This window comes from Streptomyces sp. NPDC050433, from assembly GCF_044458565.1.
Taxonomy (GTDB): Bacteria; Actinomycetota; Actinomycetes; order Streptomycetales; family Streptomycetaceae; genus Streptomyces.
In genome coordinates this window covers 26,740-40,104 of sequence record NZ_JBITIB010000009.1, presented here as the reverse complement: position 1 = coordinate 40,104, position 13,365 = coordinate 26,740, and the positions used below count along the sequence as shown (strand labels likewise).

The following is a 13,365-nucleotide window of genomic DNA, read 5'->3' as shown; positions in this document are numbered from 1 at the left end:
CCGCCGGGCCACCACACCCCTAACCACGTCCGCCGCCCGCCGCGTTCGAACCCCTCCCGGCCGCCGCCAGCAGCTCGTTCGCCCGGCCCGTGAGCCCGAGCCGGTCGACCTTCCGGTTCGAGTTCAGCGGGAACTCCGCCAGCCGGTGGAAGTGCCTGGGCAGCACTGCGGCCGGCAGCAATCGGCGCAGCCGGCGTACGAGTTCGACGGTCGCGACCCGCTCCCCGGTGTAGAACGCGACCAGCTCCGTGCCGGTGCCCCCGTCCGCGGCGACCGCGACCGCGTCGTGCACCCCGCAGTCCCGCAGCGCGTGCTCCACCTCGGCCAGCTCCACCCGCCACCCCTGCACCTGGACCTGTGAGTCGCGCCGTCCGAGATAGATCAGCTCGCCGCCGTCGAGCCGGCGGATCCGGTCACCGGTGCGGTACCAGCGCCGGCCCGCCCGCTCGAAGAAGTGCCCCGGCTCGTTGCCCGGATCGACGTAACCTGCTGCGAGCTGCGGCCCCGACACGCACAACTCGCCCTCGACGTCGGTCGGTTCACCGTCCTTCCCGAGCAGCAGATGCTCGTGCCCCGCGTGCACCGCCCCGATCGGCACCAGACCGTTGACCGACGCGCGCATCGACCGCTCACCGGCCCAGCGGTACGCGGTGATGGTGATGGTCAGCTCGGTGGGCCCGTACAGGTTCTCCAGCGTCGAACCGGGCGCGGACCCCTGCCAGTCGGCGGCGTCCCTGGTCTTCAGCGCCTCCCCGGCGAACAGGCTCCAGCGCAGCCCCGGCATCCGGCCCGTGTCGAGCCCGGCCGTCCGGCGTACGAGATCGATGACGCTCGGCGTGGAGAACCACACCGTCAGGCCCTGCTCGGTGATGAAGGCGGGCAGGTCACGGTAGGCGTGCGCGGGTACGGCGACGGACGTCGCGCCCGCGCCCCACGCGGCGAAGATGTCGAACGCCCCGCAGTCGAAGTTCAGGTCGAACGCCTGCGAGAACACGTCCGCCGGGCCGAAGTCGTACCGCTCGTCGATCAGTTGGAAGTAGTGGTCGGCGCCCCCGTGGGTGAGGATCACCCCCTTCGGCAGCCCCGTCGACCCCGACGTGAACAGCAGATACGCCGTGTCGCCGGGCTTCACCTCGGCCGGCGTGTCAAGAGCGTGCCCGGCCTCCGGCGCCACCCGGCGCCCCGGCACCGCGTCGTCGTCCAGCGCGTCCGGCACCAGGACCCCGAAGTCGGCGCGGTCGCCCAGTACTTCGGTCAGCACCGGGAGGCTCGCACGGTCCGCGATCACCGCCGTGGCGCCGGACGCCTCCACGATCTGCCGGGTACGGGCCGCCGGGAAGTCCGGGCGCAGCGGCACGACGGCCGCCCCCGCGTAGAGCGCGGCCAGGATGCCCGGATACACGGTGGCGCCCTTCCCCGCCAGTACGCCGACGGCCCGCGCCCCCGTACGCGCCAGCGCCCCGCCCCACTCCAGCGCCAGCCGGTGCAACTGCCGGTAGGTGAGGGTCTCGGCGCCGATCCGCACGGCGACACCGTCGGGAGACGTCGACAGCCCGCGGAGAAATCGTGAGTGCAGCCCGTGCCCGGCCGATGTGTCCATGCTCGAACTCCGCTGTGAATAGGGGGTGCCGTCCGTCGATGAATGCCGGTACGACAAGTAAACTCAATCCCCGACCATCGGGCGTGAGTACCGCCGTGGCAACCCTTAATCCCCATCCTCTGATTACGGAGTGACAGTGACCATGTGGGACGACCGTTTCGAAGAACTGCTCCGCCGCCATCTGCCGTATCTCCCCGCCGACGAGCCGTTGGAGGAGAACACCTCGCTGCGCGACGTCGGACTCGATTCGATGGGCATGGTCGAGCTGCTTTCCTCGGTGGAAAGCCTGTACGGGGTACGGCTCAAGGACGACGCCCTCACCATGGAGACCTTCGAATCACCGGCCAAACTGTGGCGGACGCTCGCCGCCGTACGTACCTGATCTTCGGTCCGCCCACCGGGAATTAGGGGTCGGGTAGGGGTACGGCCAGGGCTACGCTTTCCGCGTTGCCCATGACATCCAGCGGCATCCCATCGCATCCAGTTCAGCGGTTTTCTGCGGTCATCCTGTGAGGCGGACATGAGTCGGCAAGTATTCACGCACGCACAGAACTCGATAGAGAGGCTTCACGAGTTTCTGCTCGTCGGCGCCCGGCTGACTCCGGACAAGCCGGCGGTCGTCGAATTCGCCGGCAACGAGGTCGGCACCATTTCCTACCGGCAGCTGGAGCGCCGTGTCGAGGAGTGCGTCACCACGCTCGGCGACCTGGGCCTCGACATGGGCGACCGCGTCATCCTGGAGTCCGACACCTCCGCCTCCGCCATCGCCACGTTCCTTGCCTGCTCGTCGCTGGGGCTGCCGTTCGTCCCGGTCAGCCCCGAGACCCCGGCGCAGCGGCTGCTGTCCATCATCGACAGCGTCCGGCCCGCGCTCTACCTCCAGACCACGGACGGCCGCAGGGACGGGATCCCCGGACACGTCGGCACCGGCCGGTTCGGACCCACGGGCGTGACGATCGAACGCGCTCCCGCGCCCCGGCGCGCACACCGCCGCGAGATCGTCTCCGCCGACCCCGCGTACATGGTCTTCACGTCCGGCACCACCGGGACGGCCAAGGGCGTGGTGATGAGCCACCGCGGCATCCTCGCCTTCTACCGGGGAATGCTCCAGCACGGCATCGTGGCGCCGGAGAGCCGGGTCGCCACCACGGCCCCGCTCCAGTTCGACTTCTCACTGCTCGACATCGGCCTCGCGCTCGGCAGCGGCGCCACGGTCGTCCCGGTGCCGCGCGCACTGCTGCGCTGGCCGCGCCGTTTCCTGCGGTTCCTCGCCGACACGGAGGCCACCCAGGTCAACGGCGCCCCCTCGATCTGGCGCTCCGCACTGCGCCACGAACCGGACCAGCTGGGCGAGTTGGGCGACCAGATCCGCGGCGTGCTCTTCTCCGGGGAGCCGTTCCCGCTGCACGAACTGCGCCGGCTCCAGGAGTTGCTGCCCGCCGCCAGGATCGTGAACTGCTTCGGCAGCACCGAGTCCGTCGCCTCCTCTTTCACCGACGCGCCCCGCCCGGTCCCCGAGGAGCAGAAACAGCTCTCCATCGGATTCGCGCACCCCGGCGCCGAGATGATGCTGCTCGACGACGACCACCGGCCCATCGACGAGCCTGGCGTCACCGGCCACATCTATCTGCGCAGCTCGGCGCTGTTCACCGCCTACTGGAACGACCCCGAGGCCACCGCCAGGGCCCTCGTGCCCGACCCGGTGACCCCGGAGACCGGCCAGACCGTCTTCCGTACGGGAGACCTCGCCCACCGCGGCGAGGGCGGCGAGCTGTACTTCGACGGCCGCGCCGACTCCCAGGTCAAGATCCGCGGCAACCGCGTCGAACTGGCCGAGGTGGAGCGCCGGGTGGCGGAGTTCACCGGCGTCGACTCGGCCAGTGCCGTCCTGCTCCCGAAGAAGGACGCCGACCCGGTGCTCGTGGTCTTCGTGGTCCTGGCGCCGGGCGAGAAGACCATCGACGAGATGGAGCTGGGCGCTTTCTGCATGGAGTACCTGCCGGACTACATGGCCCCGCAGGAGATCCACACCGTGGACGAACTGCCGGTGACACCGAACGGCAAGGTCGACCGCAACGCCCTGCTGAACTCCCTGTCCTAGGCCACCGGTACCGGTACACGTTCGAGCGCCGGACGGGTCACACCCGTCCGGCGCTCGCAGCAGCGCTCGTGAACCGCTCGTCTACGGCACGACCGCACGCCGCCTCGGCCGCAGCACGGACCTCGGATCGACCGTCGTCACCTCGAAGTTGCGCGTCGTGCACGACACCCGCCCGAAGAGGCTGTCCGGCCCCGACACGCACATGTCCCGCACCCCCAGACCGATCAGCGCGTCCACCACGTCCGGCCAGCGCACGGGCCGTACGAAGCCGTCCAGCAGCATCGCGCGCACGCCGTCCGCCGTCGTACGCACCGATCCGTCCTGGTCCGCGACCACCGGGGTGGTGGGATCGGTGAACCGCAGCGCGGGGAACAGCTCGGACTCCACCCGCTCCCGCAGCGGCCCGAACGTGCTGGAGTGCACCGGGGGATCCATCGTGTACAGCGGCAGCCCGCCGACCGCGCGTATCCGCTGCTGGAACCACTCCAGCCGCTCGGCACGCAGCGACACCATGTAGAAGTCGTGGTCGATGTGGCAGGAGATCTCGTGCCACTCCCGCTCGCCGTCCAACTCCGCCTGGATCTCCTTCAGGAGCACCTGCGGGGTGCGGGCGAAGGAGTGCGTGACGATGCCGGGATGGTCCTCGGTGAAGTACGCAGTCTCGTGTCGCACCAGGTCCGACGTCAGCCGCACCGCGTCGGCGAAGCCCAGCGCGCCGGAGTGCACCGCCGCCGCCTTGCCGCCGAAGCTGGGCCCCACGCAGTACCGCGGGCTCACGCCCAGGGTGTCCTCGGCCCACCGGGCGAGCGCCAGGCAGGTCACCAGGAAGGTGACCTGCGCCTCCTCGGAGTAGTCGCCGTCGCTGTCCCGGTAGCGCTCGAACAGGGGGTAGCCGAGTGTGTCGGACGCCTCGGCCACCATCTCGCGGGCGACCGGGTTGATCAGCAGGAATTTGCCCACCGTCGGGAAGTCCTGCGGTCCCATTCCGGGAAAGACGATCGCGCTGCCCCGAGGGGAGTCGGTTGCCATCCACTTACTCCTTCTGTCCGTCGGCCGGCAGCCGTCAGGCACCCGGCGGTCAGCCCGTCAGCTTCGTGAGTCCCTGCTCGATACCGGCGAGCGCGTCGGCGACATGGGGAAGGCTCAGCGGATCCATCGCCCGCTGCGCCGCGCGCTGTTCGTCGCGGGTACGGCCGTAGAGCATGCTGGTCGCGGCGCGGAACCGCAGCGCCTTCGGGTCGTCGCCGAAATGGACGCCCGCCAGGACGGCGATCCCGAGATGGTCGATGAGCCGGCTCTGCAGGGAGTCGCCGTCCGTGACGCCCTGGCCGGCCAGTTCCCCGCGCAGCGGCTCGAAGTCCGGGTAGACGTAGAACCCGCCGGTCGGCGGCCGGCACAGCGCGCCCGCCGCGATCACGATGTCGTACACGGCCTTCGCGACCGTGCCGTGCAGCCGCGCGTCGTCCCGCAGCCGGTCCCGGATCTCCGGCGGCTCGGAGAACGCGTACTCGGCCACCGACTGCATCGGGCCCGCCAGGGTGGACCACACCTCGCTGGCGACCGACGCGACGTCGTCGCGCATCCGCTCACCGGCGGGTGTGGTGGGGAACCGGGCGGCGCCGATCCGCCAACCGCCCAGCGCCAGACTCTTGCTGAGCCCGGTGACCACGATCGTGCGGTCGGGCACGACCTCGGCCGGGCTCAGGAACTCCGCGTCGGGGTCGTGCAGGATGTCGCGGTAGATCTCGTCCGACACCAGGAGCAGATCCTCCTCCTCGGCGACGGCGCAGATCTCCCTTACGAGATGCGCCGGGGCGTATGTGCCGGTCGGGTTGTCCGGCGACGTCAGCACCACGATGCGCGGGTCGTGGCCGAGACCGCGCGCCACCCGGATCGTGTCGCGCAGCGCCGCCGGGTCGGGCACCCCGCCGCACTCCTCGGGGATGGGCACCCCGAACGCGTGCTTGCCGGCGAGCTTCGCCTGCGGGCCGTACGTCACCCAGCACGGACTCGGCAGCAGGACATCGCCGGGGTGGACCAGTTGCAGCGCGAGCAGCAACGGTTTGCTGCCGGGCGCGAGGAGCACCTGCGCGGCCTCGGTCGGCAGCCGGCGGCGGGCGAAGTAGCCCGCCACCGCGGCGCGGACGCCGTGGTCGCCGGCCACCGGGCCGTACGCGTTGCGGTCGGCGCCGGCCGCGAGCCGGTCGGCCAGCGGCGGGAAGACGGGCAGCCGCGACTCACCGAAGCCGAGGTGCACGATCGACTCGCCGGCGGCCTGACGCCGCGCCACGAGCTGGTCGAGGGCCAGATTCGGGGAGATGCCCCGTGCCGATGTCTCCCGCTCGCGGACGTTCCGCCGCCGCGTGCGCTGTTCTCCCGTGTCCACGTTCCGTTCCTCCGAGGTCGACTCCCAACCGGACATCAGCCGCTCACTCCCGCGCCCGCGCCCGCGGCGGACCCGGAACCGGCGCCCGCACCCGCACCCGCACCCGACATCGCCGGGCCCATCGCGCCGCCGAACGCCTCCGCGATGTCCTCCGGCGCCGAGGAGTCGAGCACCAACTGGTCCACCCACGCCGCCGTGGGGGAGTAGTGCGCGCGGAACGGTCTGCCGACCAGCTCCGGATTACGCGCCTGGACCATGCGGAGCTGGAAGAACTTCCTCTCCGGGGTCTCCTCGACGCCGTCCACGACGACCTTGCCCGGCGTCGCGGACATGACGGGCCCGCGTACGGTACGGGCCAGGCCGGGCAGCTTCCGGTACGCCGCCTGGAAGATCTCGTGCGCCTTGACCAGCGGCACCTCGAAGTACTGGCGCGGCCCCGTGTCCCGCTCCACGAACATGTAGTACGGCACGGCGCCCGAGGCGAGTTCACCCCGCCACAGGTCCGCCCACGTCCGCGCGTCGTCGTTGACGTGCGCGATCAGCGGCGCCTGGCAGTAGACCAGCGCGCCCGTGGCCCTGATCCGCGCGAGCGAACGGCGCGCGAGTGCCGTCTCCACCTCGCGCGGGTGGCTGAAGTGGGCCATCACCGCGAGATTGCGGCCGGACGCCACCACCTCCTCGAACAGCCGCAGCGCGTCGTCCGCGTCCGGATCGCTGGTGAAGCGCTGCGGCCAGTACGCCACCGACTTCGTACCGATCCGGATGGTGCGCACCGTGTCGACCGTCAGCAGCGGCTCCAGATGGCCGCGCAGCCGCTCGGTGGACATCACCATCGGGTCGCCGCCGGTGATGAGCACGTCCGACACCGCCGGATGCCGGGTCAGATACTCCACCAGCAGCGCGGGATCGGGCGCGGCGAACCGCAGATCCGCGTCGCCGATGAACTGCGCCCAGCGGAAGCAGTACGTGCAGTACGAGTGGCAGGTCTGGCCCTGCTGCGGGAAATACAGCACCGTCTCGCGGTACTTGTGCTGCACGCCGGACAGCTCGCTGTCGGACAGGCTCGGCACGTTCAGCTCCATCTGACCCGACGGGTGCGGGTTGAGCCCGGACCTGATCCGGCCGACCTCTGCCCGCAGTTCCCGCTTGGAGCCGCCGCGCCGGAGAAGTCCGACCAACAGCTTCTCGTCCTCCTCCGCGAGCATTCCGTGCTGCGGGAACACCAGCTGGAATATGGGGTCGTCGGGAATTCGATGCCAGTCGATCAACTCGGACAGGACATACTCGTTGACCCGGAAGGGAAGCACTTGAGAAACCGCCCGGACCGCTTCGAGGGCGTCCTTCGACATTCCGTAACGCGCGGCGACTTCATCGATGTGATGCGGACCGAGCGCGCGAAATCTGGGCGTGTCGGCGGAGTTCAACAATGGCAAGGACATGCAACCCATCCTCTGGTCCGGCGTCGTGTCCCGCTGCGGCTCCGGAATGAAATTCGGCCGGAGGACACGGCTCGTACTCCGAGCCTAAACAGGAAACTTCGCAGCACAACCCCTAGAGGGTGTCGTCGCAGGTCTCGCGGTTCGTACGGCTCAGGATTCGAGCCCCTTCAGAAATTCCACCAGCGTCGCCCTGAAACGCCCCGGTTCCTCGAAGTGCGGCATATGGCTGGAGTCGTCGAAGATTTCCCAGCGCACGTTTGGAACAAGGTCGTTGAACGGCCGTACCGTCACCGGAGTGGCCTCGTCGTGCGCACCGGAGATCACCAGCGTGGGGACGGCGATGTCCGGCAGCCGGTCCTCCAGGGACCAGTCCTTGAGTGTCCCGATGACATGGAACTCACTCGGCCCGTTCATGGTGTGGTAGACGGTCGGATCGTTCGCCGTCTCCATGGTGGTCGCCAGATACTCCTTGGGCCACGGCCTGACCCGGCACACGTGCCGGTCGTTGAACACCTGGACGGCATCGGTGTATTCGGCGGAACTCGTCGTGCCCGCCGCCTCGTGCTCGCGCAGCGTCTTCTCCACCTCGGGAGGCAGCGCGGCCCGCAGCACCTCCATCTCCTGGCGCCAGAGCGGGTACGAGGCGGGGGAGTTGGCGATGATCAGGCCGCGGAGCCCGGCCGGCCGGTCGGCGGCGTGCCGCGCGGCGAGCATCCCGCCCCACGACTGCCCCAGCAGGACGTAGTTGTCGGCTACCCCCAACCCTCGCAGCAGGTTGTCGAGTTCGTCCAGGAACAGCTCGACGGTCCAGAAGTCCGCCCCCGCGTCCGGCAGATGGGTGGAGGCGCCGTTGCCGAGCTGGTCGTAGTGCACGACCGGCCAGCCGTCCTCGCTCAGCGCGGCCGTACGGAGCAGATAGTCGTGCGTGCTGCCGGGCCCGCCGTGGACGGTGACGACGGTCGGCCGCCGAACGTCGGTCGCACCCGTCACGCGGTACCAGGTGCGGTACTCGCGGAAGGGCAGCCACCCCTTGGCCCTGGCGCGGGGTGCCGCGACCGCCATTCCCACCACCTCACTTCCGAGCGCCTCACGCCGAACGCCGCACTTCTGGTCTGTTCGTTCGCCTTCCTGTCTAGCCGCCCCGCGATCCCGCGCACCAGCCCCTAAGGGGTCGCACCGCCCGGCGGCCGACCCCTAACTTGCCCGGCGGCCCTCTCTTCGCGGACGCCGCGCGAGGTATAAAACCAACGTCGCCGCCACCGTCATTGGAGAACTCCGTGCGCGTCATGCTGATGTCCTTTCCGACCCGCACCCACATCTACAGCCTGGCGCCGGTCGGCTGGGCGCTGCGCGCCGCCGGCCACGAGGTGCGCTATGTCGGCCAGCGCAATCCCTCCGAGGTCGACCCGTTCCTGCAGACCGGGCTCGACGCCATGTGGACCGGTGGCGATTTCGACATCGCCAAGCACCGGCATTACACGGACCCCGGCAACGGCACGGAGGAGAACTATTTCCCGCTCTCCGAGGCACGCCCCGAGAAACTGACCGACGCGTTCGTCAGCGAGGCGTACGAGACGACGACCGCGATGATCCAGTACCTCAACCGGGACCGGCTGCTCAGCGAGACACTGCGATTCGCCAAGCAGTGGAAGCCGGACCTGATCGTCTGGGATCCGCTGATGTACGCGGCCCCGATGATCGCCAAAGTCGTCGGCGCCGCCCATATGCGGATGCTCTACGCCCAGGACCAGAACGCCCGTGTGCACTTCGAGTACGAGAAACTCAAGGCACGCCGCCCGGATGTCTCCTGGCCGGACCCGCTGGCCGACTGGATGTCCGAATGGCTGGGCCGGCACGGCTGTGAGTTCGACGAGGATCTGCGCTTCGGAATGGCGAGCATCGACCCGTCTCCGGCGTGTGTGCGATTCCCGCTCGACGTGAACTACATTCCCGTCCGTTTCGTGCCGGTCAACAAACCACTGGCCGTCCCGGACTGGGTTTTCCAGCAGCCCGAGAAGCCGCGCGTACTGCTTACGCTCGGGGTGTCGAACCGTCAGGTGCACGGTGTGGAACAGGCGTCGGTGACCGACCTCCTGGAAGGACTCGGCGACCTCGACATCGAGGTGATCGCCACCTTCGACAAGACGCAGCTCTCGTCCGTGGCGCGCATTCCCGGCAATGTCAGGGCCGAGGCGTTCGTACCGATGAACGAGGTGCTGGCGAGCTGTTCGGCGATCGTGCACCAGGGCGGCGGTGCGACGATCGGCAACGCCGTCGTCAACGGTGTCCCCCAACTCCTCGTGCCGGGCACCATCTGGAGCGAACGGGCCTCCGCCGTCGCCCAGGAGAAGCGCGGATACGGGCTGTTCCTCGACCTGGAGGACGCGACGGCCGAACGCGTACGGGCGTATGTGGTGCGCCTGCTCGAAGAGCCGTCGTTCCGGCAGAACGCCGTCGAGGTGCAGCGCGAGATGCTGGCCACCCCGACGCTCGCGGACATCGTCCCCGACCTGGAGGCCGCGGCGGCGGGCCGCCGACAGGCGGTGGGCGCCGGCGTCTGACGGCCCGTCAGTGCCGGGCCCGTCGTCAGAGCCAGCGGTCCGGCAGATCGAGCAGTGCGCGCCGCATGGCCAGGCGCTCCACGACCGGATCGCGGTCGCCCGCACCGGCGAGTGCCGCGGCCACCGTCTCCGGCGCCGGATAGGCGAGATCGCGTAAGTAGAGCCAGTCCTCGACGAATTCGCGCTCGAACACCTCGCTCGGCCAGCGCGGCCCGTCGGGGGTGGCCAGCGGATTGACCCGCAGTACGTCACCGGCGCGCGGCCCGGTGAGCCAGCCCGTCGGCTCGGCGGGCAAGGGCGCTCCGTGGACGAAGGCCAGGGCGGCGGCCTCGTACAGCTTCTCCGGTTCGGCGGGGTCGGCCCCGATGCCGTACAGCGCCGACTTGGTCAACTCGGTGTCGCTGAAGCACAGCCGGGGCGCGACCGTCTTCACGTACCCGTCCACCGTCAGCGGGGCTCCGGGGGAGTAGTTGGCGACGTCCGCGTTGTGCGCGTGGCCGACCAGGACCCGGTCGTTCCTGGCGACCCGCCTCAACTCCGCGACGGCGTGGGGCTTGTCGGGGAAGTAGTGGAAGCTGTCGTGGGCGAAGCTCACGTCGACCACGTCGTCCGCCAGCGGGAACGGCCCCGCCGCGTCGAAGCAGACCAGCCGGGCCCGTGGCGCGGCGAACAGCCGGGCCAGCCACAGATGCGAGAAGACCAGATCCGAACCGATCGCCGCACCCGACCGCTTGAGCCAGGGCCGCAGGAAGTGCCCCGCGCCGCAGCCGACTTCGAACAGCGTCCCGTACCGGGGGGCGTACCCCTCCAGCAGCGCCAGCCCGCTCAGATGCGTCGGCTGGCACCAGCGGTGCAGGAAGTACGTGCCCAGGCCCCCGTATCCGAGCCCCGCCATCACGCTCGCCGCGGTCGCGGAGCCCTCGGCCACCGAGAACACGGTCTCGCGCAGGGCCGCCGGGTCGGCGGCCGGGACCGAGGCGTCCTTGCGGTCGGCGAGCAGCAGCATCAACGCGTGCGGCACATCCCCGTCCCGGACGGCGGCCGTCACCTCGGCCCGCAATTCGTCGTGGCCGACCCGTAGATAGGGAATTCCGTCGACGCACGGCCAGAGAGAGTCGCCGTCCGTGAGAATGAACGGCTCCGCCCATTCCAGCGGCCCGCCCGTGACCGGACTGCGCAGCATATTCCTGAACTCTTCGTCCAGGGTACTTTCCCAGGCCATTCAATTCCTCCGGTGCGGGGGGTTCGGTCAATTATCTGAAGGTTGCTGGACCGTAGCACCGGAGCCGCCGGAATGACCATGAACTGCTGAGGAGTTCGACAGGATGAGGGGTGCCCTCCCCGTACTGGCGGAAAAGCGTCGGACCACATTAGGGGCTTGTCGATCAAGGCGCAGGTGGGAGGCGTCCCAGGAATTCGGAGAGTAGCATTCCGGAAATCCGGAATGATTCCTCCGGCCGATTTGTGCCTGGTAATCGAACGGTAAAAATAGGGGGATTGGCTAGGGGATTCGATCGGGTCCGTCGAAAATTGAAGCGAGTGCCCCGATCACGCGTTCTCGGCAATCTCCATAAGTTCTCCACGAACTACCGGCGTATACGCAAAATGCCGGTCGGGAAATGTTCCCGACCGGCATCGCTCAACTGTGGTGTCCGAGGGGGGACTTGAACCCCCACGCCCGATAAAGGGCACTAGCACCTCAAGCTAGCGCGTCTGCCATTCCGCCACCCGGACAAGGTGTCCGCCGGACGACCCAGGGCCGCTCCGACGTGGAAAACCATAGCAAACATCGGGCACTGCCCGATCCCGCCCCGATGGGAGGATGGGGCGACCACCGGCACCGACAGCGGGAGTGAGCAGAGTGAGCGAGTCGAACACGGGCGGGACGGTCTCGGGCGAGGACGAGGTCGTGGACCTCTGCCGCGACCTGATCCGGATCGACACCAGCAACTACGGGGACCACTCGGGCCCCGGCGAACGGCCGGCCGCCGAGTACGTGGCGGAGAAACTGGCCGAGGTGGGACTCGAACCGCGGATCTTCGAGTCCCACAAGGGCCGCGCCTCCACCGTCGCCAGGATCGCCGGCGAGGACCCCTCGCGTCCCGCGCTGCTCATCCACGGCCACACCGACGTCGTGCCCGCCAACGCCGCCGACTGGACCCACGACCCGTTCGCCGGCGAGATCGCCGACGGCTGCCTGTGGGGGCGCGGCGCGGTCGACATGAAGGACATGGACGCCATGACCCTCGCCGTGGTGCGGGACAGGCTCCGCAGCGGGCGCAAACCCCCGCGCGACATCGTCCTCGCCTTCCTGGCCGACGAGGAGGCCGGCGGTACGTACGGGGCGCGCTACCTCGTCGACAACCACCCCGACCTCTTCGAGGGCGTCACCGAGGCGATCAGCGAGGTCGGCGGCTTCTCCTTCACCGTCAACGAGAACCTGCGGCTGTATCTCGTCGAGACGGCGCAGAAGGGCATGCACTGGATGCGGCTGACCGTGGACGGCACCGCCGGGCACGGCTCGATGACCAACAAGGACAACGCCATCACCGAACTCTGCGAGGCGGTGGCCCGGTTGGGCCGGCATGAATGGCCGGTGCGGATGACCAAGACCGTGCGCTCCTTCCTGGACGAGCTGTCCGACGCGCTCGGTGTCCCGCTCGACCCGGAGGACATGGAGGGCACGCTCGCCACGCTCGGCGGCATCGCGAAGATGATCGGCGCCACCCTGCGCAACTCCGCCGCCCCCACCATGCTCGGCGCGGGCTACAAGGTGAACGTGATCCCCGGCCAGGCGACCGCCCACGTCGACGGCCGCTTCCTGCCGGGCTACGAGGAGGAGTTCCTGGCCGACATCGACCGGATCATCGGCCCACGTGTGAAGCGCGAGGACGTGCACGGCGACAAGGCCCTGGAGACCAGCTTCGACGGCAGGCTCGTGGACGCCATGCAGACCGCGCTGGTCGCGGAGGACCCGATCGCGCGGGCCGTGCCGTACATGCTCTCCGGCGGTACGGACGCCAAGTCCTTCGACGACCTCGGCATCCGCGGCTTCGGCTTCGCCCCGCTCAAGCTCCCGCCGGAGCTGGACTTCGCCGGCATGTTCCACGGCGTGGACGAGCGGGTGCCGCTGGACGGACTGCGGTTCGGTGTACGGGTGTTGGACCGCTTCATCGATGCCAGCTGAGCCGATATTCGCCAGCGCGTGCGTACTTGACTGAAAAGAGTGAAAGCGACCATACGCTCGTAGCCTCATTACTTCCTCCTCGTTACAGATG

General features: G+C 69.4%; 10 protein-coding genes and 1 tRNA gene. 4 read left to right on the top strand and 7 right to left on the bottom strand.

Annotated elements, in window-relative coordinates; genetic code table 11:
• Positions 1-19 precede the first annotated feature (19 nt).
• Positions 20-1,600, bottom strand: coding sequence for an AMP-binding protein (locus ACIBLA_RS13245; protein WP_399198590.1), 1,581 nt, complete (start codon positions 1,598-1,600; stop codon positions 20-22).
• Between the two features lie 142 nt (positions 1,601-1,742).
• On the opposite strand from ACIBLA_RS13245, the gene ACIBLA_RS13240 reads away from it, so the two are divergent.
• Together ACIBLA_RS13240 and ACIBLA_RS13235 are read left to right on the top strand one after the other, a co-directional pair.
• Positions 1,743-1,982, top strand: coding sequence for an acyl carrier protein (locus ACIBLA_RS13240; protein WP_363240983.1), 240 nt, complete (start codon positions 1,743-1,745; stop codon positions 1,980-1,982).
• A gap of 138 nt (positions 1,983-2,120) precedes the next feature.
• A complete protein-coding gene (locus tag ACIBLA_RS13235) occupies positions 2,121-3,701 on the top strand; it encodes a D-alanine--poly(phosphoribitol) ligase (RefSeq protein WP_399198589.1) in 1,581 nt (526 codons plus the stop codon).
• Between the two features lie 81 nt (positions 3,702-3,782).
• On the opposite strand, the gene ACIBLA_RS13230 is transcribed toward ACIBLA_RS13235, so the two are convergent.
• From ACIBLA_RS13230 to ACIBLA_RS13215, 4 genes are all read right to left on the bottom strand, one after another.
• Positions 3,783-4,730 carry an ACP S-malonyltransferase gene (locus ACIBLA_RS13230; protein ID WP_399198588.1) on the bottom strand — a complete coding sequence of 316 codons (948 nt, stop codon included), beginning with the start codon at positions 4,728-4,730 and terminating at the stop codon, positions 3,783-3,785.
• A 49-nt stretch (positions 4,731-4,779) separates the two neighbouring features.
• Positions 4,780-6,087 carry a pyridoxal phosphate-dependent aminotransferase gene (locus tag ACIBLA_RS13225; protein WP_399198587.1) on the bottom strand — a complete coding sequence of 436 codons (1,308 nt, stop codon included), beginning with the start codon at positions 6,085-6,087 and terminating at the stop codon, positions 4,780-4,782.
• A gap of 35 nt (positions 6,088-6,122) precedes the next feature.
• Complete coding sequence (locus ACIBLA_RS13220) at positions 6,123-7,526, bottom strand: KamA family radical SAM protein (RefSeq protein WP_399198586.1); 1,404 nt, start codon at positions 7,524-7,526, stop codon at positions 6,123-6,125.
• Positions 7,527-7,676: 150 nt separating this feature from the next.
• The gene (locus ACIBLA_RS13215; protein ID WP_399198585.1) at positions 7,677-8,588 is read right to left on the bottom strand and encodes a proline iminopeptidase-family hydrolase; all 912 of its coding nucleotides are present in this window, start codon (positions 8,586-8,588) and stop codon (positions 7,677-7,679) included.
• A 224-nt stretch (positions 8,589-8,812) separates the two neighbouring features.
• Here ACIBLA_RS13215 and ACIBLA_RS13210 point away from each other — a divergent pair, with 224 nt between their 5' ends.
• Positions 8,813-10,087 carry a nucleotide disphospho-sugar-binding domain-containing protein gene (locus tag ACIBLA_RS13210; RefSeq protein ID WP_399198584.1) on the top strand — a complete coding sequence of 425 codons (1,275 nt, stop codon included), beginning with the start codon at positions 8,813-8,815 and terminating at the stop codon, positions 10,085-10,087.
• 25 nt (positions 10,088-10,112) lie between these two features.
• Here ACIBLA_RS13210 and ACIBLA_RS13205 read toward each other — a convergent pair whose 3' ends face one another.
• Positions 10,113-11,270 (bottom strand): methyltransferase domain-containing protein, encoded by a 1,158-nt coding sequence (locus tag ACIBLA_RS13205; protein WP_363240951.1) that lies wholly within the window; start codon positions 11,268-11,270, stop codon positions 10,113-10,115.
• 463 nt (positions 11,271-11,733) lie between these two features.
• A tRNA-Leu gene (locus ACIBLA_RS13200) sits at positions 11,734-11,821 on the bottom strand.
• Between the two features lie 88 nt (positions 11,822-11,909).
• On the opposite strand from ACIBLA_RS13200, the gene ACIBLA_RS13195 reads away from it, so the two are divergent.
• On the top strand, positions 11,910-13,274 hold the full coding sequence (locus tag ACIBLA_RS13195) for a M20/M25/M40 family metallo-hydrolase (protein WP_399198583.1): 1,365 nt from the start codon (positions 11,910-11,912) through the stop codon (positions 13,272-13,274).
• Positions 13,275-13,365: the final 91 nt, after the last annotated feature.